The 24,519-nt window shown below is 69.5% G+C and carries 25 protein-coding genes; 13 read left to right on the top strand and 12 right to left on the bottom strand.

Going from position 1 to position 24,519, the window contains the following annotated elements; translation table 11 throughout:
* Positions 1-162: 162 nt before the first annotated feature.
* The 4 genes from ADL03_RS31770 to ADL03_RS31785 all read right to left on the bottom strand — a co-directional run bounded on the left by ADL03_RS31770 (position 163) and on the right by ADL03_RS31785 (position 3,852).
* Positions 163-1,533 (bottom strand): NAD(P)/FAD-dependent oxidoreductase, encoded by a 1,371-nt coding sequence (locus ADL03_RS31770; RefSeq protein WP_197288815.1) that lies wholly within the window; start codon positions 1,531-1,533, stop codon positions 163-165.
* Positions 1,530-2,357, bottom strand: coding sequence for a 4Fe-4S domain-containing protein (locus ADL03_RS31775; protein WP_053737301.1), 828 nt, complete (start codon positions 2,355-2,357; stop codon positions 1,530-1,532). The genes ADL03_RS31770 and ADL03_RS31775 overlap by 4 nt, the downstream gene beginning before the upstream one ends.
* A 174-nt stretch (positions 2,358-2,531) precedes the next feature.
* Positions 2,532-3,242 carry a DUF4142 domain-containing protein gene (locus ADL03_RS31780; RefSeq protein ID WP_082373639.1) on the bottom strand — a complete coding sequence of 237 codons (711 nt, stop codon included), beginning with the start codon at positions 3,240-3,242 and terminating at the stop codon, positions 2,532-2,534.
* A gap of 37 nt (positions 3,243-3,279) precedes the next feature.
* Entirely contained in the window at positions 3,280-3,852 is a 573-nt protein-coding gene (locus ADL03_RS31785) for a hypothetical protein (RefSeq protein WP_053737277.1), read from the bottom strand.
* Positions 3,853-4,044: 192 nt separating this feature from the next.
* On the opposite strand from ADL03_RS31785, the gene ADL03_RS31790 reads away from it, so the two are divergent.
* From ADL03_RS31790 to ADL03_RS31805, 4 genes are all read left to right on the top strand, one after another.
* The gene (locus ADL03_RS31790; protein ID WP_304438816.1) at positions 4,045-4,536 is read left to right on the top strand and encodes a sigma-70 family RNA polymerase sigma factor; all 492 of its coding nucleotides are present in this window, start codon (positions 4,045-4,047) and stop codon (positions 4,534-4,536) included.
* Entirely contained in the window at positions 4,533-5,273 is a 741-nt protein-coding gene (locus ADL03_RS31795) for an anti-sigma factor (RefSeq protein ID WP_053737278.1), read from the top strand. The genes ADL03_RS31790 and ADL03_RS31795 overlap by 4 nt, the downstream gene beginning before the upstream one ends.
* A 91-nt stretch (positions 5,274-5,364) precedes the next feature.
* Positions 5,365-5,772, top strand: coding sequence for a hypothetical protein (locus ADL03_RS31800; protein WP_053737279.1), 408 nt, complete (start codon positions 5,365-5,367; stop codon positions 5,770-5,772).
* Complete coding sequence (locus ADL03_RS31805; protein WP_053737280.1) at positions 5,772-6,242, top strand: YkvA family protein; 471 nt, start codon at positions 5,772-5,774, stop codon at positions 6,240-6,242. The genes ADL03_RS31800 and ADL03_RS31805 overlap by 1 nt, the downstream gene beginning before the upstream one ends.
* Here ADL03_RS31805 and ADL03_RS31810 read toward each other — a convergent pair.
* Positions 6,177-6,674 (bottom strand): GNAT family N-acetyltransferase, encoded by a 498-nt coding sequence (locus ADL03_RS31810; protein ID WP_369809044.1) that lies wholly within the window; start codon positions 6,672-6,674, stop codon positions 6,177-6,179. The two genes, ADL03_RS31805 and ADL03_RS31810, sit on opposite strands and share 66 nt — an antisense overlap.
* 53 nt (positions 6,675-6,727) lie before the next feature.
* On the opposite strand from ADL03_RS31810, the gene ADL03_RS31815 reads away from it, so the two are divergent.
* From ADL03_RS31815 to ADL03_RS31825, 3 genes are read left to right on the top strand one after another with little or no spacing between them, the layout of a single operon-like run.
* The gene (locus tag ADL03_RS31815) at positions 6,728-7,876 is read left to right on the top strand and encodes a PP2C family protein-serine/threonine phosphatase (RefSeq protein ID WP_053737282.1); all 1,149 of its coding nucleotides are present in this window, start codon (positions 6,728-6,730) and stop codon (positions 7,874-7,876) included.
* Positions 7,873-9,405: an ATP-binding protein gene (locus ADL03_RS31820; RefSeq protein ID WP_157529520.1), complete on the top strand. Its 1,533-nt coding sequence runs from the start codon at positions 7,873-7,875 to the stop codon at positions 9,403-9,405. Before ADL03_RS31815 ends, ADL03_RS31820 begins: the two co-directional genes overlap by 4 nt.
* Positions 9,398-9,838 carry a response regulator gene (locus ADL03_RS31825; RefSeq protein ID WP_053737283.1) on the top strand — a complete coding sequence of 147 codons (441 nt, stop codon included), beginning with the start codon at positions 9,398-9,400 and terminating at the stop codon, positions 9,836-9,838. Before ADL03_RS31820 ends, ADL03_RS31825 begins: the two co-directional genes overlap by 8 nt.
* 124 nt (positions 9,839-9,962) lie before the next feature.
* On the opposite strand, the gene ADL03_RS50305 is transcribed toward ADL03_RS31825, so the two are convergent.
* The 5 genes from ADL03_RS50305 to ADL03_RS31845 all read right to left on the bottom strand — a co-directional run bounded on the left by ADL03_RS50305 (position 9,963) and on the right by ADL03_RS31845 (position 13,620).
* Positions 9,963-10,094 carry a hypothetical protein gene (locus ADL03_RS50305; RefSeq protein WP_255353434.1) on the bottom strand — a complete coding sequence of 44 codons (132 nt, stop codon included), beginning with the start codon at positions 10,092-10,094 and terminating at the stop codon, positions 9,963-9,965.
* Positions 10,091-10,816 (bottom strand): 1-acyl-sn-glycerol-3-phosphate acyltransferase, encoded by a 726-nt coding sequence (locus tag ADL03_RS31830; protein ID WP_231642523.1) that lies wholly within the window; start codon positions 10,814-10,816, stop codon positions 10,091-10,093. The genes ADL03_RS50305 and ADL03_RS31830 overlap by 4 nt, the downstream gene beginning before the upstream one ends.
* Positions 10,817-10,864: 48 nt before the next feature.
* Positions 10,865-12,265 carry a hypothetical protein gene (locus ADL03_RS31835; RefSeq protein WP_157529521.1) on the bottom strand — a complete coding sequence of 467 codons (1,401 nt, stop codon included), beginning with the start codon at positions 12,263-12,265 and terminating at the stop codon, positions 10,865-10,867.
* A 61-nt stretch (positions 12,266-12,326) separates the two neighbouring features.
* Positions 12,327-13,316, bottom strand: a complete 990-nt coding sequence (locus ADL03_RS31840; protein ID WP_053737286.1) for an MBL fold metallo-hydrolase — start codon at positions 13,314-13,316, stop codon at positions 12,327-12,329.
* A gap of 34 nt (positions 13,317-13,350) precedes the next feature.
* Positions 13,351-13,620: a GNAT family N-acetyltransferase gene (locus tag ADL03_RS31845; protein WP_053737304.1), complete on the bottom strand. Its 270-nt coding sequence runs from the start codon at positions 13,618-13,620 to the stop codon at positions 13,351-13,353.
* Between the two features lie 39 nt (positions 13,621-13,659).
* Between ADL03_RS31845 and ADL03_RS31850 the strand changes: the two genes are divergently transcribed.
* From ADL03_RS31850 to ADL03_RS31865, 4 genes are all read left to right on the top strand, one after another.
* Positions 13,660-14,637 carry an LLM class flavin-dependent oxidoreductase gene (locus ADL03_RS31850; RefSeq protein ID WP_053737287.1) on the top strand — a complete coding sequence of 326 codons (978 nt, stop codon included), beginning with the start codon at positions 13,660-13,662 and terminating at the stop codon, positions 14,635-14,637.
* Positions 14,638-14,683: 46 nt separating this feature from the next.
* Positions 14,684-15,169 (top strand): hypothetical protein, encoded by a 486-nt coding sequence (locus ADL03_RS31855; RefSeq protein WP_053737288.1) that lies wholly within the window; start codon positions 14,684-14,686, stop codon positions 15,167-15,169.
* Between the two features lie 219 nt (positions 15,170-15,388).
* The gene (locus ADL03_RS31860; protein WP_053737289.1) at positions 15,389-16,162 is read left to right on the top strand and encodes an ABC transporter ATP-binding protein; all 774 of its coding nucleotides are present in this window, start codon (positions 15,389-15,391) and stop codon (positions 16,160-16,162) included.
* On the top strand, positions 16,155-18,677 hold the full coding sequence (locus tag ADL03_RS31865) for an ABC transporter permease (protein WP_053737290.1): 2,523 nt from the start codon (positions 16,155-16,157) through the stop codon (positions 18,675-18,677). Before ADL03_RS31860 ends, ADL03_RS31865 begins: the two co-directional genes overlap by 8 nt.
* 60 nt (positions 18,678-18,737) lie before the next feature.
* On the opposite strand, the gene ADL03_RS31870 is transcribed toward ADL03_RS31865, so the two are convergent.
* Positions 18,738-19,568 (bottom strand): dienelactone hydrolase family protein, encoded by an 831-nt coding sequence (locus ADL03_RS31870; RefSeq protein ID WP_197288817.1) that lies wholly within the window; start codon positions 19,566-19,568, stop codon positions 18,738-18,740.
* A gap of 227 nt (positions 19,569-19,795) precedes the next feature.
* Between ADL03_RS31870 and ADL03_RS31875 the strand changes: the two genes are divergently transcribed.
* Positions 19,796-21,721 (top strand): hypothetical protein, encoded by a 1,926-nt coding sequence (locus ADL03_RS31875; protein WP_053737292.1) that lies wholly within the window; start codon positions 19,796-19,798, stop codon positions 21,719-21,721.
* On the opposite strand, the gene ADL03_RS31880 is transcribed toward ADL03_RS31875, so the two are convergent.
* Positions 21,705-23,408, bottom strand: a complete 1,704-nt coding sequence (locus ADL03_RS31880; protein ID WP_053737293.1) for a discoidin domain-containing protein — start codon at positions 23,406-23,408, stop codon at positions 21,705-21,707. The two genes, ADL03_RS31875 and ADL03_RS31880, sit on opposite strands and share 17 nt — an antisense overlap.
* Positions 23,409-23,622: 214 nt before the next feature.
* Between ADL03_RS31880 and ADL03_RS31885 the strand changes: the two genes are divergently transcribed.
* On the top strand, positions 23,623-24,459 hold the full coding sequence (locus tag ADL03_RS31885) for a DUF1996 domain-containing protein (RefSeq protein WP_082373641.1): 837 nt from the start codon (positions 23,623-23,625) through the stop codon (positions 24,457-24,459).
* Positions 24,460-24,519: the final 60 nt, after the last annotated feature.

Genomic DNA, 24,519 nt, shown 5'->3' on the forward strand with positions numbered 1-24,519 from the left:
GCCCGCCGAGCCGCCACACCGCTGGTGACGCGCGAGGGTGAGGCCGGCCCCATCGGCGCGGGAAGAGCGCACGCCGCGGGCGTTCGGTCCGCCACCTGGCCGCGCGGCGCGTCGGAGTCGCTCCTCGCCGCTTGCCCTGTGCCGGTGGGGCCGGCCTCTGGATCACGGCCTCGCGCGTCCTCCGCCCGAGCGCACCATCTCCGGCCTCGATCGTGAATGCCTCCGCCGCTGCAAAGGCGGCGACATCGACGACGAGACGGACGGGGGAACAGATGGTGTGCCGCGGGCGGCGACTGGTTCGGGGACCTGGAGCTGGGTCGTGGGCTGGGCCGCCGGGGTCTCCTCGGCCGGTTGGGTCCACACCGGACGGCTGAGGTCCACGGTGTTCTGCCGGAAGAGCTCCGGGGTCTCGGTGATGATCTTGCCGGGTTGTTCGAGGCCGACGATGCCGACGAGCTTGCCGTCGGCGATGAAGCCGGTCAGGCCGTTGACGTCGGTGGTGTCGGTGCCGAGGACGGGCAGGCCGGCGCCCTGCACGCGCATGCCGTACTGCTCGGTCCAGAAGCGCGGGACCGGGGTGTAGGGCTTCGCGGAGTTGCGGCCCACCAACAGGTTCTCGGCGGCGGCGCGGCCGCCCTCGACGGCGTTGAGCCAGTGCTCGACGCGGCGGACGACGCCGTTGAAGCGCAGGTTCGGCCACCGGGCGACGTCACCGCAGGCGACGATGTTCTCGGCGCCGACGACGTGGTTGGTGGCGTCGCACAGCACGCCGTCCTCGATGACCAGGCCGGAGCCGCGCAGCCAGTCGACGGCGGGTGAGGCGCCGACGGCGAGTACGACGCACGAGGCGAAGAACACCTGGCCGTCGGAGAGGTGGATGCCGATGCCGCCGGGCTGGCGCACCCAGTGCTTGATGCCGACGCCGGTGGCCAGGCGCACGCCGTGCTCGATGTGCGCCTCGGTGATCTTCTTGCCGATGTCGTCACCGACGACGCCGCCGAGCAGTGCGGGCGAGCGGACGATGAGAGCGACGTCACGGCCCATGTGGCGCACGGAGCAGGCGAGCTCGCAGCCGATGAAGCCGCCGCCGATGACCGCGACGAGACCCTGCGACTGGCGGATGTTCCTGCGGATCGCGACCGCGTCGTCCAGCGTCCGCAGCACGTGCACCCGCGGGTCGTGGCGCGGCGCCCCGCCCATCGCCCTGGCGTCGACGCCGGTGGCGATGATCATGCCGTCGTACTTGATCTCCTCGCCGCCGGGCACCCAGACGGACTGCGTCTTGGGGTCCAGGTGCAGCGCCGGGGAGTTCAGCCGCCACTCGGCGTCGAGGTCGCCGGAGTAGGTCAGCAGGGAGTCGTCCGGGTGCCACTCGCCGGTGATGATCTGCTTCGACAGGCAGGGGCGGTGGTACGGGAGGTGGCGTTCGGCCGACAGGATCGTGATCCTGCCGTCGAAGCCCATCTCGCGCAGCCGTTCTGCCGAGCGGACTCCACCGAGTCCGCCGCCGACGACCACAATCCGCTCGCTCACTTCACTCGCTCCCTGATCTCGATCGCGCGCATCGGGCACGCGCGGGCAGCCGACCGCGCCTGGGCGAAGTGCTCCTCGGGCGGGCGGCGGTTGTAGGTCAGGCGGTTGTCCTCGATCAGCTGGAAGACGTCGGGGGCCTCCGCCTGGCAGGTGCCGTAGCGGTGGCACTTCTCGTTGTTGACGCTGACGTCCATCGCGTCGCCCTCGCCGATGCCGGGTTCCTTGCCGCGCTCGGCTTCGAGCATGCCGATGCGCATCAGCACCTCCGGCGGGAGGAACCGCGCCAGGGCCAGGGTCGCGGTCGGGACGAGGACGGTGAGACCGGCGAGCCAGAGAACGGACAGGTTGCCGTTCGCGATGGCGCCGAACCAGGAGTGCACCACGGTGACCGCCACGGCGATGTAGGCCGTCTGGTGGAACCGCAGCCACTTGCGGTAGAAGACCTTGTGCCGCATCGACGCCAGGATGGCGATCGCGGCCATGACCTCGAGTCCGAGGATGCCGAGGGCGTGCCGGAACAGGCCGCCGTCGACGAAGGGCAGGACCAGCTTGATGTAGCTGAAGGCCCCGTTCTGCAGCAACGTGAACGCAAAGGCGTGCACGGCACCGAACGCGATCGCGAGCGATGCGAGCACCATGTGCCCGTTCTTCAGTCCCTCACGGCCGGTGAGCTTCTCGGCCCACCCGGTCGCGATGAGCACGCCCCAGGACAAGGTCGCGCACATGAAGACGTAAGCCAGCCTGGCGGAGAGTTGGGCCATCTTCTTCAGGCCCGAGTCGAACTCGGACGCCTGGGCCACCAGGAGCGGAATCTGGCTGGACAACAACACTTCCTCCGAACGAACTCCGAACGGGTGAACTCTCTCGCGGGAACCCGCCCGGTCCTGCGGTGCAGGAGTGGACACATCAGGGCCGGGCGGGTGGGAACAGGTCCGCGTTGGAGTGCCTCTGACCTGGGGACACCACCTCCTTCCCCCGTTGTGGAACGGGGTCTTGGCTCACCGCACCGGTCGTCGCGGGCGGAGGACTCGGAGCAGGAGGATCGTCAGGACCACTCCCGCGGCGGTGACCGTGAGGATCACCCACATGTTCGGCCCCTCACCGGAGGCCAGGGTCGCGTTGATGATGCCGCCGGCCGGCACGGGTTCGGCGAACGCCGCGTCACCCGTGAGGCCGGTGCTCTCCAGCAACGTCATGTGCTTCATCACCACGTCGATGCCCACCTGCGCGAACGGCCGGATGAGGTCGTTGCGGGTCTGGATGCGCACCTTCGCGACGAACGCGAACACCGAACCGTGCGCCGAGCGCAGCCGGTCGGCGAAGGCCTGGTCGAACGCGGCGCCTTCGAGGCCGTTGAGCTCGTCCATCCACGACTGCTGCGCCGCGCTGGGCAGGTCGGGAATCGGCACGTTCAACTGGGTCGAGAGCTTCTTCACCGCCTCGTCCAGTTTCATGTGGTCGAGCATCAATTGCTTGCCGACCACCCTGACGCGCGGGTTTTGCGCTTTGGTCTGGGCCAGTTCGCCCATCGGCATTTCCCAGAGACCGGCTTGGCGCACCTTCACCAGCAGGTCCCGGTCATTCGCGGTCAAAGGGCCACCTTCGGCCTGCACCGTTCCCCCGGTGTCCGCGGGTTGCGCGGACGCGGTGAGTACACCGCCGGAGAACAGGAACAACATCGCCAAGACGGTGGCGAGGGCTCTGGTCATCGTCTTGAAGTCCTCGTTGTTCAGGAAGGGGTAGGGGTCAGTAACCGGGCGCCGAGGCGGATGACGAGGGCGCCGGTGTGCCGGCTTTGGTGCTCGACGCAGGGGATTTCGCGTTGTTCTGGGCCTTGGAGCCGGTGATCTTCGCGCCGTTGGGCGCGGTGGCGAACCACACACCGCCCTTGGCCTGACCCTTGAGGTCGCCGGCCGTCTTGTCCTCGGCGAACGTGTACTGCGGCCAGCCCGCGATGGTGAGCTGCTTGGTGCCGTCCGACCTGGTCACGGTCCCGATGAGGCCGGGGTCCACCCCGGCGGCCATCGGGTCGTTGTCGGCCTTCACCGGCTTCCAGGCGTTCGCGCAGTCGCCCTCGCAGTTGGACTTCGCCGGCTTCGGCGTGTCCTTGTCGTACCGGTAGAGCGGCAGGCCGTCGCCATCGGTGACGTGCCATCCGACCTGCGGGGACTCCGCCACGGCGAGCAACGTGACCTTGCTCAGGTCAGGGGGTGCGGCCTTGAGCCCGCCGTCCGCCGTGGTCGCGGGAGTCGAGCTGCCGCACGCGGTGAGGCTGAGAGCCAGTGCCGCCAGGGCGGTGATGCCCGGTCCACGTCGCATCGGCAGGTCCTTTCTCGGCTTGGGTACCGAGGAGTACGGACACGATCCGGCAACGGTTCACGAACTTCGTGAGGAATATTTGCCTCTCGACTTGAGACGGTTGGTAGGGCAAGGATGTCCCCCGTGGCGCGGCATAGACGTCAACGTGAGTTAGACGAGCAATCACCAAGACCGGGGTCTCTCGAGGAAGAGTTGATCCGTCGGCTGTACGAGGAATTCGGCAGCGCCCTGCTGGGACACTGCATGCGGTTGACCGGTCATGATCGTCAATGGGCCGAGGACATCGTGCAGGAAACCCTGGTCAGGGCTTGGCGCAACGCCGAGAAACTCGAACGTGACCCCGTGCTCTTGCGGTCGTGGTTGTTCACGGTGGCAAGGCGGTTGGTCATTGACGACAGGCGGAAGAGGAGCGTCCGTCCGCAGGAGTTCGAACTGACCCCTTCGGACGAGTCGCCTTCTGGCGGTGAAGAGGATCGCACCCTCGCGGCGATCGTCGTCGCCGAGGCGATGAACGGTCTCTCCGAGGAGCACCGGGAGGCTATTCTCGAGACATACCTGCGGGACCGCACCGTCGGTGAGGCCGCGGCAGCACTGGGTGTGCCGCCGGGAACGGTCAAGTCGAGGGTGTACTACGCGCTGCGAGCGTTGCGGCGTGCGTTGCACGATCGGGGAGAGACGCGGTGACAACGGCACCAGATCACCTCGACGTCGCCGCCTACGTGCTCGGCATCCTCGATGCCGATGAGGTGGAGGCGTTCGAGAACCACCTGACCGAATGTCGGCGGTGCGCTCTTGACCTGCGCGACTTCGCGGTGGTGCCGGACCTCATCGACGAGGCCGACGCGGGCGGGATGCTGAGGGGGACGGCACCCGAACGCCCGGACGGCAAGTCGGTGCGCGTGATGCTGGACGCGGTGGCGGCCAGGCGCAAGCGCAGGCGGTGGTTCGTCGCGCAGGGCGTGGCCGCCGCGGCCGCCGGCGTGATCGCCGTGACCGCCGTGGTCACGACGCTGGTCGTGCGCGGTGACGGCGGCTCGGACCAGGCCGCGCCGACGAACCCCAGCACGTCGACCTCGCAGACGAGGGTGGCGAACAACTCCACCGACTCGTCGATGCGGGTGCAGCAGCAGGACCCGAACAGCGGTGTCTCCACGAAGATCACCGCCTCCGACGAGCCGTGGGGCACGTCGATGGACATCGAGGTCAGCGGCATGTCCGGGCCTGCCAAGGGCGCGCTCGTCGCGGTCGGCAGGGCCGGTCGCGTCGCCCAGGTCACCTCGTGGTTCGCACCGGAACCGGTGGCGGGCGACAAGAAGACGATCCGGTTGCAGGCGAACGTGGCCATGCGGTGGCACGAGATCGCCACGTTCCGCATCCAGGACGAGACCGGCAAGATCCTGCTGGAGGTCGTCGCTTCCTGACCGGAGCGACGAAGAACCGCCCGGACCACCTGCCCCCGCCGGATCCGTGAGATCCTGTGGGGGCAGTTGTCGTTTCGGGGAGGCTTTCTACGTGGCGATTGGCCCGTCAGCGGTCGAGCGTTGGCTCGATCTGTCCACACAGGAGCTCCGCGCTCAGGTCACCAAGCTCGTGTCCGCCCGGTTGCCGGGTGATCACGCGGTGTGGCAGGCGGTCCGGCGGCATCCCGCACTGGTGGCACGCATCCGCGGTGTCCTCTCCGGACTCACGGCCTCGGCCGCCGGCAGCAAGGACGAGGCGATGCAGAAGGTGTGGATCTCCAAGGCCCGTCAGGCCCTGGACGTGACCACGCCGCCGCCGGTGAAGGCGGCGCGCAAGCCCGTGGTGAAGGAGGCGCCCGTGCCGGAGGCGCCGGAGCAGGTGCTCGACTTCGCCCAGCCGGAACCGCAGCGGCAACCACCCAAGGTCATTCCCACGATGCTGTTCCAGGAGCCGTCCTAGTGATCGTCTTCGGAGCGTTCATCTCCCTGTCCGGCCTGCTGATCCTGCTCGTGCGCGACGCGCCGCTCGGCGGTCTGAGCCCGGCCACCGTCGGCTGGGTGATGATCGCTCTGGGCCTGGTCGCCGCCGCGGTGGGCGTGGTGCTGTACCGCCGCAAGCGCGCCAGGGGCGTGCCGGGGCCGCTCGGCAACCCGGTCCAGCGCGCGAAGGCGCTGCCGCGGCTGTTCAAGGCGTGGCGCAGCGGAAAGTACCCGGAGCTGCCGCGCAGCCAGGTCGCGCTGTGGGCCACGGCACTGGTGTACCTGGTGTCCCCGATCGACCTGGTTCCGGAGCTGCTGCCGGTGATCGGCGTCACCGACGACGCGGGTGTCGCGGTGTGGCTGCTCAGCAGCCTTTCCGTGGCGTCAGGCACGTTCCTGCGCTGGGAGAAGAACCATCGCGACCCTGGTCGCGGGATCGAGGCCCCGTGAGGCCTCCTCGCGCATGATCGCGGCCAGGCCCGGCGACGGCTCGGTGACCACGCGGAAGCCGAGGCGCTCGTAGTAGGGCCCGTTCCACGGCACGTCCCGGAACGTCGTCAACGTCACCGCGCGCCCGGGCCGTGTCACGTGCTCGATCAGCGCCGCGCCGATCCCCTGACGTGCACACGACGGGTGGACACTCACCTGGTGGATGTGCGTGGCACCGTCCACGGGGCCGACCGCGATGAACGCCACGGGCACGCCGTGCTCCCCCACCGCCACCCAGACCTCGTGCTCCGCCAGTGCTTCCAGCGACATCGGCGCGTCGTCGGCGATCTCGGGCAGGCCGACCTCCCTGAACGGTTCGCCGGAGGCGTTTTCGATCTCCTGGAGGTACGGCAGTTCGGCTGGTTGGGCGAGACGGATCAACACGCCCGCCATCCTGGTAGGTCGGACACCGACCCCGCACCCGAATAACGTTAAAGTCCGACGTGATGCGAACCAAGACCGTGCGCGTCCTCCTGGTAGAGGACGACGATGGCGACGCCGTGCTCGTCGAGGCCCTCCTCGACGAGGTGAACGCGCCGTTCGTCATCTCGCGCGCCCACACACTGGCACAGGCCGAGGCCATGCTCGGCGACGCCGAGTGCGTGCTGCTCGACCTGGGACTGCCCGACTCCCAGGGGCTCGACGGCCTGCACCGGCTGCTCCAGAAGCCGAACTCGCCGGCGATCCTGGTCCTCACCGGCCTGGACGACGAACGCGAGGGCATCGAGGCGGTGTCGGCGGGCGCCGAGGACTACCTCATCAAGGGGCAGGTCGACGGCGAGCTGCTGATGCGGGGTGTGCGGTACGCGGTCGAACGGCGCCGCGCCGACCACGCCCAGTTCCAGCTGCGCGAGGCGAAGCTGCTCGCGGCGGAACGGGCCCGCCTGGAACGCGGTCTGCTCCCTCCCCCGCTGCTCAAGGGCTCCGACCTCGACCTGGAGGTCCGCTACCAGCCCGGTGGCCAGCGGATGCTGCTCGGCGGTGACTTCTACGACGCGGTGGGCCTGCCCGACGGCACGGTGCACGCGATCATCGGCGACGTCTGCGGCCACGGCCCGGACGAGGCGGCGCTGGGCGTCTGCCTGCGGATCGCGTGGCGTGCGCTGGTGCTCGCCGGCGAGCCGGCCGAGAAGGTGCTGAGGACACTCGACCAGGTGCTGGTCGCGGAACGGCACGGCGAGGGCATCTTCACCACGGCCTGCATGGTCACCGTGGCACCGGACCGGCGCTCGGCGCGCTACTTCCTGGCCGGGCACCCCGAGCCGCTGCTCGTCGCGGGCCGCCAGATCGTGGACCTGCCGCAGTCGAAGATCGGCGTGCCGCTGGGCGTGCTGCCCGACTACGCGTGGACCGGCGTGGACGTGCCCCTTCCGCCCGGCTGGTCGCTCGTCTGCTACACCGACGGGCTGATCGAGGGCCGGGTGCCCGACGACACCGACCGGCTCGGCGTCGAGCGCCTGTGCGAGATCGTGCACCGGCAGCTGGCGGTGGACCCCTCGTCGTGGCTGGACCCGGTGATCGCCGAGGTCACCCGGCTCAACGGCGGGGAGCTCGACGACGACATGGCCGTGCTGCTGCTGAAGGACCCCCAGTGAACCTGCCCGACCGGGTACCGGCCAGCCGAATGCTGGTCACCATCTCCACGGTGCTGCTCGTGATGACCGCGGTCGCGATCTCCTCGACCGTGCTCGCCCTGGACACGCTCTCCACCGAACGCGAGCGCGCCGTCGACGCCATCGAACCGGCCGCGCGTGAGGCCAAGGACCTCAACCGGGCGTTGCTGGACCAGGAGACCGGCGTGCGCGGCTACGCGCTCACCGGTGACCTGTCGTTCCTCACGCCCTACGGCGAGGGCCAGGAGGCGGAGCGGAGGTCCGCGGACACCGTGCGCCGGCTCATCGGCGACCCGAACGGCCGGGTGGAGCGCATCGAGTCGCTGGCGCGGCAGTGGCGTGAGGAGTACGCGGAGCTCACGGTCGCGAACATCCGCCACTCCGGCCCGGCGCTGGCGCCCCCGCGGGACACCGACCGCGGCAAGGTGCTGTTCGACCAGATCCGCGAGCAGCAGACCGGGCTGCAGTCCGACATCAGCGAGCTCGGCCGCACCGCCCGCGCCGACCTGGGCCACGCGGCGAACGTGGTGCTGTGGCTGGTCATCGGCATGGGCGTGCTGCTGGTCGTGGTGATCGGCGGCCTGTCGCTGCTGCTGCACCGACTGCTGATCGGACCGCTCGGCAGCCTCGCCGCGCAGGTCAGGCAGGTCGCGTCCGGCGACTTCCGGCACGAGATCGACGTGCACGGCCCGCGCGAGACGGTGATGCTCGGCGAGGACGTCAACGCGATGCGCCACCGCATCGTGCAGGAGCTCGCGACCCTCGACGAGGCGAAGACCGAGCTGCAGCGCTCGAACAGCGAGCTGGAGCAGTTCGCGTACGTGGCCTCGCACGACCTGCAAGAGCCGCTGCGCAAGGTGGCGTCGTTCTGCCAGCTGCTGCAACGCCGTTACGGCGGCCAGCTGGACGAACGCGCCGACCAGTACATCGACTTCGCCGTCGACGGCGCGAAGCGGATGCAGGGACTGATCAACGACCTGCTGGCGTTCTCCCGCGTCGGCCGCATCACGCGCGAACGCACGATGGTCGACCTCAACCAGACCGTGCACCAGCTGCTGGACAGCTTCTCCGACCGCATCGAGGAGACCGGCGCGACCGTCGTGGTCGGCGACCTGCCGTCCGTGCGCGGCGAGGCGACCCTGCTCAGCGCGGTGTTCCAGAACCTGATGAGCAACGCGCTGAAGTTCCGCGGCCAGGACGCCCCGGTCATCTCCATCGAGGCGGAACGCGACGGCGACATGTGGAAGTTCGCGGTCCAGGACAACGGCATCGGCATCGAGCCGGAGTACGCTGACCGGATCTTCGTCATCTTCCAGCGCCTGCACCCCAAGGACGCGTATCCGGGCACGGGCATCGGACTGGCGATGTGCCGGAAGATCGTCGAATACCACGGCGGCACGATCTGGCTGAAAACCGATGTGGACTCCGGTACGCGCTTCGAGTTCACGCTGCCCGCCGTACCCGAGACACCGGCTGTGGCCGACACACCGTCTGAGGACACGAATGAATGACTCACCGTTGACCGTGATCGACGTCCTGCTGGTCGAGGACGACCCCGGCGACGCGCTGATGACGCAGGAGGCGTTCGAGCACCACAAGATCCGCAACCAGCTGCACGTGGTGAAGGACGGCGTGGAGGCGCTGGAGTTCCTGCGCCGTGAGGGCCAGTACGCCGACGCGCCGCGGCCGGGCCTGATCCTGCTCGACCTCAACCTGCCCCGCAAGGACGGCCGCGAGGTGCTGGCCGAGATCAAGGCGGACGCCGAGCTGCGGTCCATCCCCGTGGTGGTGCTGACGACGTCGGAGGCGGAGGAGGACATCCTGCGCAGCTACAGCCTGTACGCGAACGCCTACGTCACCAAGCCGGTGGACTTCGACCGGTTCATCGACGTCGTGCGGCAGATCGACGACTTCTTCGTCACCGTGGTGAAGCTGCCGCGCTGATCACCGCCGCGCTGGTGGCTCGTCTTCCGCGCTCCCGCGCAGCGAGCCGCCGGCGTGGTGCGGCAGGTCGTCATCGAACGTCACGCGTCCGGGTGAGCCGGACGCGTCGAGCACATCGGGACTGTCAGTCGACGCTCAGCACGATCAACGGGTCGTCGTCCGCCTGGACGACCCACTGCTGCTCTTCGCGCGGTTCGGGGATCACGGGCGCCCATATGCCGTCGCCACCGGGCCTGGTTTCCTTCGGCAGTGTCATGCACTTCGGCTACCCGCTTGCTGGGAACGTATGCCGGACAGCATCGTCGTAATCGCGTCCATGACCCGCGAGGTCGCCTCGGCGAGCACCTCGGTGGTCAGTTCCAGGTCGTAGAGGTCGCTCAGATCGACCGGTGCCCCGGCCACGACCTCGACCTTCTTGCGCGGCAGCAGCCTGGGCAGGACCGTGCCCCTGGGCAGCAGGTCCTGCGTGCCCCACTCCGCGACCGGGACGACCGGCACGCGGCTCTCCAGCGCCATCCGCGCCACGCCGGACTTGCCCCTCATCGGCCAGTTGTCGGGGTCGGTGGTGAAGGTGCCCTCGGGGAACACCATCACGCACTCCCCCGCCTTGAGCGCCTCGACGGCCGGGCGCAGGGCCTGGGCGGCCTTCACGGTGCCGCGTTCGACCGGGATGTGGCCGCCGGAGCGCATCACCCGGCCGAACAGCGGCAGCCGCCACAGGGACGCCTTGGCGAGGATGCGCGGGACCCGGTTCGACAGCAGCGCGAAGACGACGGCGGCGACCGTGTCGGAGTTGGACAGGTGGTTGAACGCGAGGATCACGCCGCCGCTGCCGGGCACGTGCTGACGGCCGCGCACGCGCAGACGGACGAACACCACGACGATCGGCCACAGGACGTCGATGGCCAGCGAGAACCAGAAACCTCTGCCCCTGCGTGGCATCTTCCACGTCCAGGCGGCGAGCTCGAGCGGAGTCACGGGTGGTATTCCAACACGCGGACCCGGGACAGGTCCCCGATCCGGCGGTCAGGAACCGACGCGACGATCGACGATCGTGACCGTCGGGCGGGCGTACCGGTCGAGTGCTGCCTGCGCCTCGCCCAGCTCGGCTTCTCCCGCTCTCCCGGCGATGTCGTCGAGAACGGGCTCGAGCCTGCGCTCGGTCAGTCGTTTGACGACGCTTTCGGTCATGCCCGTGATGCCGGCGTCGTTGGCCACCGCGGTCACCTCCGGGTCGGGGCGCTCGCCGGCCGGTGCCCGACGACGTCGGGGAACGAAGAGGAACCTCCTCGCCAGGCCCAGGTGCGCGGCCGCGCACAGGCCTGCCGCACGGTGGACAGCCCGTACCGCGAGCACGCCGGAGAGCAGTCGAGTTCGCCGGCTGTCGTGGCCGGATGAGAGGCGGTGCAGGCAGGCTTGTCGCACGACCTGCTCCAGGGAGGGAGACCGGATGGCGTCTTCGACGCCTCGTACGTCCCCTTCCAGCAGCTGTGGGTACCTCCGGCGCACCTGAGCCACGTACTCGGGCGAGCGCTGACCCAGCATCATGTCGCGCTTGAGCCACTCCGCTTCGTGCGGACCGCTGGGGGCCTCCGTCCCGGGGTCCCAGGGAACGCCGTACTGGCGGATCTCACCCATGAAGACCTCGACCGACATGGATCCGCCGCCGACCGGCCGCCTGACGGTGAACGAGCGCATTTCTTCGCGCATTCTGTCGATCAGCTCCGTGGCGAGGAGAGCTCGCCGGACGAACTCCGGGGATTCCACCTCCACCTCACCGGAGATCAGCGGCGACAGCGAATCATTGGCGGCGGCACCGAGTGCGACGCTTTTCTTGAACAGCCTCCAGAGATTCGACTCGTCGCTCGTGCCCGTCCAGGTCCTCGTTCTTCCGTCGCTGTACGCGGATGCGATTCGGGTGTCCGGCATGCCATCGGCGCTCACGACGACCGTGGGCGCGTTCCACGTGATGATGGACGCGAAAGCCTGGCGTGGCGGGTGACCGGCTCCGGATGCTTGCGCCAGGTCGGCGTAGTAGCGCCGGAACGCGTACCCGGACCGCCCGGCGCGGAGGTCCCCGAACGCCTGCTCGACCTCCTGCCCGGTCTCCACGGCGAACCGTGCCACCGCGCTGCCGCAGAACCCCAGGCCGACGAGCAACCGCCGCACGTCGTCCCGGCTGAGCTCCGCCACCTCGGGCAGCTCGGCGAGCACCTCGGAACTCAGCTCTTTCACGAAGACCTCTGCCGCCGCCGCGCTTTTCCCGGCACCCCGGGCCGCCGGAGGAAGACGCCGCAGAATCCACTCGTCTGCTCGGGCGACGGCTCCCGAAGTCGCTGAATGAACCATCGCAAACTCCGACCGGAATCCGACGAGTCGACAATAAAGAGATGACGTCGACTGTAGTTTCCCCGCCGGGCAGAACACAGCGAAAACGAGGGAATGCCCGTTCGGTCGTCAGCCTTGCCCGAAACCCCTTCAGACGCGGTCAGGGCAGGTACTCGAACACGCCCCCGGACTCCGTCCGCGTCAGTTGACCACGTTCGACGAGAACGTCGAGGTGCGCGGCCGTCTCGCCGATGGCCAGCACCTGGTTGAACATGTCGAGGTCGTCGAACCGGCGCTGGCGGCGGGTCCAGCCGATCTTGCGGGCGGTCTCGAACGCGGTGCCCGCGACGGCCTTGCCGATCTCCTCCAGGCGCTGCTCGTGGAAGTGCAGCAACTCGTCCACGCGGGCGTGCGAGCTGTCGGTCACCGGGCCGTGCGCGGGCAACAGCTTGAGGTCCGGCAACGTGCGGGTGAGCCGCAACGAGGTCATGTAGTCACCCAGCGGCAGTGCGGGGCGCAACGGCTCGAAGCCGATCGACGGGGTGATGTGCGGCAGCACGTGGTCGCCGGAGAACAGCACCTTCGCGGTGTGGTCGACGAACACGACGTGGCCGCGGGTGTGTCCTGGCGTCGGGACGACCTCCAGCCGGCGGTGTTCGAGGTCGAGGGTCGACGCCGTGAGCCACTCGTCGGGTTCCTCGTAGTCGCGCAGGGCCTCACCGCGGTCGACGTGGTGCATGATCTTGATCCACGTCTCCGCCAGCTCGCCGGCACCCCATTTGCGCAGGTCGTCAACGTGCTGGTCGTCCTGGCCGTGCAGCATGTGCCGCAACGACGGCTGCTCACCGAGGCCCAGTCCGATCCGGCTGCCGAACAGCCGCCGCAGCGACACCGCCATCGTGAAGTGGTCGCGGTGCACGTGCGTGACGAGGAACCTGCGGATGTCCTCGAAGCCCTTGCCGAGGGTGCCGAGCGCGGCTTCGAGCTGGTCGCGGGCCTCGTCGAGCGCCCAGCCCGAGTCGATCATGACCAGGCCGTCGCCGTCCTCGATCGCGTACACGTTGACCGCGCGCAGGCCGTCGTTCGGCAGCGGCAGCGGGATGCGGTGCACGCCTGGTGCCACCTCGAACGCGCCCGGTTCACTCCACACGCCCGCTCACCTCATTGTTAGCGCTTGCAACTATCTACCGGACGGTAACACGGTATTCGGGGTGTTTGTCGATGTACTTCGCCACGAACGGGCACAGCGGTGAAACCTTTACCCCACGGGCCTGAACATCGTCCAGCGCGAACTTCGCGAGCTGGCCACCGAGCCCCTGCCCGGCGTAGGCGTCGTCGACCTCGGTGTGCACGAGGGCGAGGACGCCGTCCACGGTCCGGTACTCCAGGAAACCGGCGAGCTGACCGTCGACGTGGACCTCGTAGCGGCTCTCGGCCTCGTTGTTGGTGACCATGTCGACCATCTAACCCCGCGCGCTGGAAAAATGACGGCCATGGACGTCTACCTGCTGATCCTCGGCGATCACCTGCCCAACCCGTGCACGGGGCGGGAGGTGCCGCAGGCCGACCGGCTGCGGGCGATGGTCGAGCAGGCCGTGGTGGCCGAGGAGGCCGGTTTCGCCGGCGTCGCGATCGGCGAGCACCACTTCACCCGCTACATCGTGTCCGCGCCCGAGCTGCTGCTCGCGGCAGTGGCGGCGCGGACGTCCACGCTGCGGCTGTCCACCGGCGTCACGCTGCTCGCCCACCGCGACCCCGTGCTGGTGGCCGAGGCGCTGGCCACGCTCGACGTGCTGTCGAACGGCCGCGCCGAGCTGATCGTGGCGCGCGGGGTGGACCAGCAGACCGACGCGGCGTTCGGGGTGCAGCCCGGTGAGCTGCGGGCCCGGTTCGAGGAGCACCTGCGGCTGCTGCTCAAGCTGCTGGAGGAGCCGGAGGTGAGCTGGGACGGGCGGTTCCGCGGCCAGCTGACCGAGGTGACGACGACGCCGCGGCCGGTGCAGACACCGCGGCCGACGGTGTGGATCGGGTCGGGGTCGGCGGTGTCGGCCGACCTGGGCGCGGAGCTGGAGATGCCGCTGATGCTGCCGTCGACGTTGCGCGACCCGTCGATCTACCTGGAGGTGGTGCAGCGGTACCGGGAACGCTTCCCCACCGGCCGGGTCGGGGTGCCCAGCCACGTGTTCGTGGCGGAGGCGGACGCGCGGGAACGCTGGCGGCCGCACCTGGCCGAGTACGCGCGGTTCGCCGATCCGTGGCGCGGGGACGGTGACATCGATGTCGACGAGATCATGTCGGGCGCGGCGGTCTGCGGGACGCCGGACGAGGTGGCGGAGCGGCTGAACGCGTTGGCGCGCACGCTGTCCATCGACACGCACCTGGTGATGGTGGACATCGGCGGCATGCCGCACGAATCGGTCATCGAGACGATCCGGCTGTTCGGTGCCGAGGTGCTGCCGAAACTTGTTTAACACCAACGGCGCCAAGGCTTAACACGCGGCGACCAGGATTCGTCGCGTGGGCATCACCGTCATCGGCATCACGCACCCCGACCAGGTCGAGGCACTCCCCGGCGGCACGAACGTGCTGGTGCTGGCCGACGACGGCACGTTCGCCGACGAGTTCCTCGACACCGACCTCGGCGCGCACCAGCTGGTGGTGCGCGCCTCCGGGCGCGGGTCGGCGTTCTTCGCGGTGGCGGACAAGGCCCGCGAGCTGGGTGCGGATCGGATCCTCTTCGGTGGTGCGCACGACACCGCCGCCTCGTTCGTCACCGGGGAGGATCCCGTGCTCGTGCTGGGCGTGCGCCCGCCGGGCGGCCCGATCGCGCTCAACGCCGCGTTCTCGCGGTGGCTGGACCGCTGGCCGCGGCCGGCGAACGCCTACCGCGGCGACGTGGACCACTGGCTCGCCGCGAACGCGCTGCGCGAAGGCCTGCGGGTGGAGTTGGTTTCGTGGCGGATGGAACCGACCGTCCCCATGCGACGGAAGTTGACGGCCTGATCATCCGAAGGCGGAAGACAGTGTGCCGCCGGTGAAATACCGTTCCCCCGTCACCACGCGATGACGCGCACGCACAGCAGCTGAGAGGTTTCTCAGCGTGCCCGTGCTGGGGTGTGGGCACACTGGTTTCAGGGTGATCTCAGGGGAAGACCTGAGCCTCCGGTGTGGCCGCGCCACCGAAGATGGTGCGCAAGGAACTCCACAGGAGGGGACAGACAGGTGAGCGCGTCCGATGGGGTCGCGGCGAGAGCCGTCGACGTGTGGAAGGAATACGGGTCCGGCGACGCCGCCGTGACCGCGCTCGCGGGGGTGAGCGTCGAGTTGGAGCGGTCGCGGTTCACCGCGATCATGGGCCCTTCGGGATCGGGCAAGTCGACCCTGATGCACTGCCTGGCCGGGTTGGACGACGTGACCCGCGGCGAGGTGTGGGTGGGTGACACGAAGGTCACCGGCCTGCGGGACCGGGGGCTCACCGAGCTGCGGCGCGACAAGGTCGGTTTCATCTTCCAGCAGTTCAACCTCCTGCCGACGCTGACGGCGGAGGAGAACATCACGCTGCCGCTCGCCATCGGCGGCAGGAAGGTCGACCCGGCGTGGTTCGACGTCGTCGTCGACACGGTCGGCCTGCGGGACCGGCTCTCGCACCGCCCGACGCAGCTCTCGGGCGGGCAGCAGCAGCGCGTGGCGTGTGCCCGTGCGCTCGTCTCCCGGCCCGAGGTCGTGTTCGCGGACGAGCCGACCGGCAACCTGGACTCCCAGTCCGGTGCCGAGGTGCTCGGGTTCCTGCAGCGCTCCGCCCGCGAGTTCGGTCAGACGATCGTGATGGTCACGCACGACCCGAACGCCGCGGCGTACGCCGACCGCGTCATCTTCCTCAAGGACGGCCACATCGTCCGCGAGCTGCTGGCGCCGTCGGCGGACGAGGTGCTCGACACGATGAAGCACCTCGACGCGCCCGAGATGGCCGGGCACAGCGGTAGCAGCCATGCTTAAGGCGACCATCAAGAGCTTGCTGTCGCGCAAGCTCCGGCTGGTGCTGTCCGCGCTCGCGGTCGTGCTGGGTGTGATGTTCGTGTCGGGGTCGTTCGTGCTGACCGACACGTTGCAGCGGTCGTTCACCGACCTGTTCTCGTCGGCGTTCGCCAACGTGGACGTCTCGGTGTCGCCGAAGCAGGAGAAGGGCAAGGAGCCCGCACCGCTGACGCCCCAGGCGATCGCCGACGTGAGGTCGGTGCCCGGGGTGGCGTCGGCGGTCGGTGACGTGGAGGGGTCCGCGCGCCCGATCGGCAAGAACGGCAAGGTGATCACCACCTCCGGCGCGCCGCGGTTCGGCACCAACTGGACGGGCGCCGGGCAGGAGAAGATCCGCGACGGCCGGCCTCCGTCCGCCGACGACGAGGTGGCGATCGGCGCCTACCTCGCCTCGACGGGCGGCTTCAAGGTGGGCGAGGACATCTCGCTGCTCACGCTGGAGCCCAGGAAGACCTTCAAGATCACCGGTGTCTACGAGTACGCGGGCGGCCGCGAGTCGCTGGGCGGCGAGCTGTCGGTGGCGTTCACCGAACCCGTCGCGCAGCAACTGCTGCTGGGCAAGAAGGACGCGTTCTCGTCGATCACCGTGACGGCCGCCGGCGGCACGTCCGACGACGCGCTGCGCGACGCCGTGGCGGCCAAGCTCGGCTCCGGCTACGACGTGAAGACCGGTGCGGCGCTCGCGAAGGAGCAGTCCGACCAGATCAACGAGGGCCTGAAGTTCTTCAACTACGTGCTGCTCGGGTTCGCCGGCATCGCGTTGTTCGTCGGCATCTTCATCATCCTCAACACGTTCTCCATCATCGTCGCCCAGCGCACGCGGGAGCTCGCGCTGCTGCGGTCGATGGGCGCCTCACGCGGCCAGGTCATCGGCTCGGTGGTGCTGGAGGCGTTCGTGATCGGCCTGATCGCGTCGATCGTCGGCCTCGGGGCGGGGGTCGGCATCGGTGCGCTGCTGGCGAAGATCTTCAGCTCGGTCGGCGGCACGAGCCTGCAGCTCGCGGGCATCGGCGTGCCGATGTCGGCGGTGATCTCGTCGTTCGCGGTCGGCATCGTCGTGACGGTGGTCGCGGCCGTCATGCCGGCGCTGCGGGCGTCGCGGATCGCGCCGGTCGCCGCGATGCGCGAGGCGGCCACGCCGGACCGGCCGCTCACGAAGATCACGATCATCGGCGCGCTCGTGGTCGCCGCCGGTGGCACGGCGCTGGGCTTCGGGTTCAACCAGGCGTCGCTGACGCTCATCTTCGGCGGCATCCTGGTGGCGTTCGTCGGTGTCGCGCTGCTGACGCCGATGCTGTCCAGGCCGATGGTGTCGCTGATCGGCCGGCTGCTGTCGTGGTCGATGCCGGGCCTGCTGGGCCGGCGCAACTCCGCGCGCAACCCGCGCCGCACCGCCATCACCGCGGCGGCGCTGATGGTCGGCATCTCGCTGATCACCGGCGTGAGCGTGGTGCTGACGTCGGCGACCAAGTCGATCGAGAAGCTGGCCTCCGGTCAGCTGCAGACCGACCTGATCATCTCCGGCGAGGGTCAGAACGAGGGCCAGGCCGCGTCGTTCCCGCGTGACGTGCTCAGCAGGGTGGAGCGGACCGACGGCGTCAGCTCGGCGTTCGGCTGGGCCTCGGACGGTGTGTTGCAGGGCGAGAACCAGATGTTCGCGGTCGCCGTGACCGACGTGCCGGCGATGCGGACGATGTTCGCCCTCAAGCCGAAGTCCGGTGACATCGCACCGCTGAAGGACGACCAGATCGCGGTGCCGGAGGGGCTGGCGGCCGAGAAGGGCTGGTCGGTCGGCAGCACGGTGTCGTTGCAGCTGGCCAAGAGCGAGGCGCCGCGCACGTTCACCGTGGGCTTCATCTGGGCCAAGACGCAGGTGCTGCAAGGCGCGCTGGTGCTGCCGGAGTCCGCGGCGAAGAGCTTCCGCTCCGACCGGATCGGCCAGGCGTTCGTCCAGGTGAAGCCGGGCGTGTCGGCGACGGACGTGCAGAAGCGGGTCGAGCCGCTGTTCGCGGACAACCCCGAGATCACCGTGCAGGACCGCAGCGCGTTCGTGAAGCAGACGACCTCGCAGTTCGACACGGTCCTGCTGATGATCCAGATCCTGCTGGCGCTGGCGATCCTGATCGCGGTGCTCGGCGTCATCAACACACTGGCGCTGTCGGTGATCGAACGGACCCGCGAGCTGGGACTGTTGCGCGCCATCGGCATGCGGCGCTCGCAGGTGATGCGGATGATCACCGTCGAGTCGGTGGTGATCTCGGTGTTCGGCGCGGTGCTCGGCCTCGCGGTCGGTCTCGCGCTGGGCGTCGCGACCGTGCGGGCGCTGAAGGACCAGGGCATCGGGGAGCTCGGCTTCCCGTGGGTGACCATGGTCCAGTACCTGGTGGTGGCCGCGTTCGTCGGTGTCGTCGCGGCGATCCTGCCCGCGATCAGGGCCGCGCGCCTGAACGTGCTGGACGCGATCGCCTACGAGTGACCGTGTGACGGCTGTTCCGGGCCGCCGACCGTCTCCCGGACGGTCGGCGGCCTCGTGGGCTCAGGCGTGCGGGCAGGTGTCCCGGTAGGCGCTGATGAGCGTGTTCGGCACCGGTGGCGGGCACAGGAACTGGTCGTAGCGCAGGTCGTCGTCCACGAACCGCTTGAGCCACGACAGCGTGTACTTGCGGACGGTCACGTTGTCGCTGCGCGGATCCGAGTGGTCGCCGCCGCGCAGTTCGAGGAACGCCTTGTCGGGCGCGGCGGTCATCGAGGTGTAGAACGGCAGCGAGTGCTGGGAGTCGGGTGCGGTCGGGTCGTTCTGGCCGCCGAGCACCAGGGTCGGCACCTGGACGGTCGACCAGTTCTTGGTGGTGTGCCAGCCGGCCATCGGGATCGAGGCCTGCAGGGCGGGACGGGTCGCGGAGGCGCGCAACGCCCCGCCGCCGCCCATCGAGTGGCCCATCACGGCGAGGCGCGAGGCGTCGACTCGGGGGTTGGTGCGAGCGGTGTAGTCCAGTGCCGCGAGCAGTTGGCGGCCGCGGCTGTCGGGGTCGTCGAGGCCGGACAGGGTGTTGATGGTGATCACCACGAACCCGAACGACGCGAGCCGCGGCCCGAAGTGCGCGACGGAGGTCTGGGTCGCGGTGAAGCCGGGTGAGATGGCGACCGCGCCGAACGTGAGGTCGCTGGTCGGGGTGTAGATGGTGCCGCCGCCGAAGGTCGACTGGCGGGCGACGGTGGTCTGGGTGACGGCGAACGGGCCGCGCGACGCCTCGACCGATGCGGCCGTGGGTGCCGGGCCGCGTTCGTAGGGGTTGGCCACCGCGGTGGCGGTGGCGGTGGGGGTCAGCGCCAGGACGAGCGCCGCGAACACGACTTTGATGCGCACGACGGTGTACACCTCGGTTGGTTGCAGGGGAACCAAGACGGCGACCTCAACCTACCGTTCGGTAGCCCGGCTGCGGTTCGGCCACTCGGCTGGTGCTTTTGACCGATTCCGCCACGGCGCGTCACGCGCACGTGGTTACCGAGCGCAGCAGGAGTGGACATTGTCGTCCGATCGAGTCACCGCAGCGGCGGTATGCGACGAAACTGCTGTCGCACAAGGGTGATCGCGTGGCCACCAGGAGACAGTTCCTCGTACTGAGCTCGACGGCAGCGCTCACCGGCCTGCTGCCGGAGGCTCCCGCGTCCGCAGTGGGTGAGGTCGCGCAACCGCACGCGTCCTACTGGCACCCCGCCACGATCCTGGACTGGGATCCGGCGACGGACCGGGACGCGAGGTACAACCGCAGCTCCGTGCCGCTGGCCCGCCGGGTCGTCCCGGCCAGACCGGCCAACGCGCACGCCCACACGGGCGAGGCGCGCGTGCAGGCGCTGGTGGCGTACGCGCCGACGAGCAACAACCCGGCACAGGGTGCGCTCGACATGAACTACTACGCCACGAACTACTGGCAGTACATCGACGAGCTGGTGTTCTGGGGCGGGTCGGCCTCCGAGGGCCTGATCCTGGCGCCGAACCCGACGGTGACCGACGCGGCGCACCGCAACGGCGTGCGGGTGATCGGCAACGTGTTCCTGCCGCCCACCGCGTACGGCGGCCGGATCGAGTGGGTGCGCGACCTCGTGCGGCGTGACGGCGACCGGTTCCCGGTGGCGGACAAGATGGTCCAGGTCGCGCGTCACCACGGGTTCGACGGCTGGTTCCTCAACCAGGAGACCGCCGGCGGTGACGCCCGGCTCACCACCGACATGCGCGACTTCATCGCGTACCTGCGCAGGAGCGGCCTGCGGATCATCTGGTACGACGCGATGACCGACTCCGGCAGCGTCTCCTGGCAGAACGCGCTGACCGCGCGCAACCAGATGTTCTTCACCCCGTCCGACGAGATGTTCCTGAACTTCTGGTGGAGCGCGCAGGGCCTGCAGAGCTCCGCCGCCCTCGCGAGGCAGCTGGGCCGCAGCCCGTACGACCTCGCGTCCGGTGTGGACGTCGAGGCGAACGGCTACAACACCGGCGTCGGCTGGTCCGCACTGTTCCCCGAGGGCAGGCCGCACACCACCTCACTCGGCTTCTACCGTCCGGAGTGGACGTTCAAGTCGGCCTCGGGCCCCGCCGACTTCTACGCCCGTGACAACCGGTTCTGGGTCGGCCCGAACGGTGATCCCGCCGACACCACGACGACCGCGGCGTGGAAGGGCATCGCCCACTACGTCACCGAGCTGACGCCGGTCACGACGCTGCCGTTCGTCACGAACTTCAACACCGGTCACGGCCGCAAGTTCGCCGTCGGCGGCACGGTCCGATCGACACAGCAGTGGAACAACCTGGCGTTGCAGGACGTCCTGCCGACCTGGCGGTGGAGCGTCACCGGCACCGGCACGAAGGTCGTGCCGTCACTGGACTGGGACGACCCCTACGACGGCGGCACCGCGCTGAAGATCACCGGGACCCCGCGGTCCGCCAACGACGTCCGGCTGTTCGCGACGGCGTTGCCGCTCACCGGGAGCAGCCAGTTCGAGATCGTCCACCGCACCGGCACCGGCCCGTCCCGGCTCCAGGCGGTGCTGCGGTTCGGCACCACCGAGGAGGTGCTGGACCTGGGCGGCGTCAGCGGGGCGTGGCGGCGCAGCGCGTTCCCGCTCGGCGAGCACGCCGGTGCGACGCTCACCGAGATCACGCTGCGGGTGCTGCCCGGCGGCCCGGTCACCGCGCTGATCGGCCGGATCGGCGTGCTGAACCCGGCCATGACCCCACCGGCCGCCCCGGCGGACCCGCGGGCCGAGCTGGTGAGCCGCACCGACGCCACGACGGTGTCGGCACGGCTCACCTGGACCCGCTCACCGGGACAGGTCCGGCAGTACCGGGTCTACAAAGCCGGTACCGAGCGGGTCTTCCTGGGCGGCACGACGAACGACGCGTACTTCGTGCCCGCGATCCCGCTGGCCGCCGGGGAGACAGCGCGGATCGAGGTCGAGGCCGTCAGCGAGGCGTTCGACGTGTCGGCACCGGCATCGCTGACGATCACTGGTACACCCTGACGTAGTCCAGCACCATGTCCTGCGGCAGCTGCGTCCCGGCTCCCGGCGGGCCGGGCCAGTCGCCGCCCACCGCGTTGTTGATGATGATGAAGAACGGGTGGTCGTACACCCACGGGCCGCGGGTGGTCTCCAGGACGTTGCGGTCGACGGTGAAGAACCGGTTGCCGTCCACGCTGAACGTCATGTGGCTGGAGTCCCACTCGACCGCGAAGGTGCGGAACGCCGACGCCGCGGGCTGCCCGAGGTCGAGCGGCGAGCCGTACCCGCCCGCGCCGGAGTACGCCGGTGCGTGCAGCGTCGAGTAGACCCGGTTCGGTTCCTTGCCGACGTGCTCCATGATGTCGATCTCGCCGGTGTAGGGCCACGGCCTGCGCTGGTCGAAGAAGTCCGCGCCGAGCATCCAGAACGCGGGCCACAGGCCCTGCGTCGACGACACCTTGATCCGCGCCTCGACCCGGCCGTAGGTGAAGGTGAACTTGCCGTAGGTGTTGAGCCTGGCCGAGGTGTACTGGCAGGTCGTGCTGCCGCTGACCGGGTCGACCGGGCACGCCGAGCCGGGCGTCACCTCACGGCGGGCCTGCAGCACCAGGTTGCCGTTGCCGTCGTGCCGGGCGTTGTTGTTGTTCGTGTAGTACTGCAGCTCGTTGTTCACGCCGGGACCGGTCTCCGGCTGCCACTTCGAGGCGTCCGGGCCGGTGCCCGCGGGCGCGTTGAACTCGTCGGACCACACCAGCCGGCCGGGGAACGACGGGTTCGGCGGCAGCGGCGGCGCCGGGGTGGGGTTGCCGCCGGTGCCGTAGACCTGGAACTCCCACAGCGAGTAGCCGTAGCCGTTCGAGCGGGCCGTGCCGTACATCCGCACGTACCGGCCGGTGCCGCTGACGGTCAGCGTCTCCTTGAACCCGCGGCCGGTGGTGGTCGAGTAGAGCTGCCGCCAGTTCGCGTTGTCGTCGGAGACCTCGATCCGGTACGCCGTGGCGAACGCCGGGTCCCACTGGAGCACGACCTTGGAGATCCGCGCGGTGGCACCGAGGTCGACGGAGATCCAGCCGGGGTCGACCCAGCCGTTGACCGGGCTGGTGGCCCAGCGGGTGGCCGGGTCGCGGTCGAACGCCTTGGCCGGGGTGCACTGGCCGCAGTTCGGGTCGTCCTGATAGGTCGAGGCCGATCCGGACTTGCCGTACGAGAGCAGGGTTTCCGCGCTGCCGGAGTCACGGGTGCCGAACACCTGGAACTCCCACAACGAGTAGCCGTACTGCGTGGCGCGCTGGGTGAGGTCGAGCCGCACGTACCGGCCGGTGCCGGAGACGGCGAGCGTCTCGGTGCCGCCGGGGCCGGAGGTGGTGCTGCGCAGCTCCTGCCAGGTGGTGCCGTCCTGGGAGATGCGCAGCGAGTAGGCCTTCGCGCTCGCGGCCTCCCAGGCGAGCGTGACCTGGTCGACCCTGGCGCTCGACCCGAGGTCGATCTGGATCCACTGCGGGTCGCTGAACTGGCTGGACCAGCGGGTGCCCAGGTCGCCGTCGACGGCGGCGGCTGCGGAGAACGCGGCGTTCTCGCTGCTGGAGGCGGTGACCGGGCGGTTCTGGGAGAGCAACGGGCCGGCGGCCTGCGCCGGCGTGATCATGGCAGCCGCGAGGGCCGCGGCGACGAGCAGTGGCAGTCGTGCGCGGTGAAGCCTTCCTGACATGGGTGCTCCTGGAGCCGGAGAACGGGGCGACGACGTGAGAGAGCGCTCTCTGCGACAGGAGTTCAGAGCCGAGAGTCAGGCCATCCGGCGTGCGGTGTCAAGAAAACCGGTACTTCTGAACGTTTCTTGCGGATTGACGCCTCATTACGACCTGCGCCATGCTCGATGAGCGTGAGAGCGCTCTCCCAATCCTGCTGCGGAGAGGAAAGCTTCAATGAGGAAGCCCTTGACACATCTGGCCACGATCCTCGCACTGGCCGCCGGGGTGCTGAGCATTCCCGTTGCGGCCCAAGGAGAACCGGTACGCGTCGCCGAGTTCCTGGCGGAGTGCCCGGTCAGCCACCGGCTGTCCGACGACCCGATCGTGCTGCCGAACCTGGCGGGTGCCTCGCACTCGCACGACTTCTTCGGCAACCGCTCGACCAACGCCCGTTCGACCCTGCAGACGCTGGAGGGCCAGACGGGCAACTGCAACCCGGCCGCGGACATCTCCTCGTACTGGGTACCGACCCTGTACCGGGACAACACCGCGATCGCGCCCACCGGCGTCACCTTCTACTACCTGGGTGAGGGCGTGAACAACCCGGCGGCGATCCAGCCGGCGCCGTACGGGTTGAAGATCGTCGCGGGCAACGCGAAGGCCACCGGCGACAACGACAGCATCGCGCGGTGGTCGTGCCTGCACGCCGGGCACGTGAACCCGTCGAAGAACTTCGTGGAGTGCCCGTCCGGCACGATGCTGGAGACCTACCTGGACTTCCCGCAGTGCTGGGACGGCCGCAACCTCGACTCGGCCGACCACAAGTCCCACATGTCGTACCCGGTCGCGGGCGGATGTCCGTCGTCGCACCCGGTTCCGGTGCCGAAGCTGCGGATGGTGCTGCGGTACCCGGTGAACGGGAGCACGGCCGGGCTGCGGCTGGCGTCGGGCACAGGGCAGACCATGCACGGTGACTTCTTCAACGTGTGGCCGCGCGCCGAGATGGAGCGCCGCGTCCGCAACTGCATCAACGTGGTGATGAAGTGCGACCACGCCGGCAACCACGGATGATCCTCTGCTTGCTGGCAGGCCTGCTCGCGGCCTGCCAGCAGGCACCCCCACCCGCACCCC

This window comes from Nocardia sp. NRRL S-836, from assembly GCF_001279525.1.
In the GTDB taxonomy this organism is placed as follows: Bacteria; Actinomycetota; Actinomycetes; order Mycobacteriales; family Pseudonocardiaceae; genus Lentzea.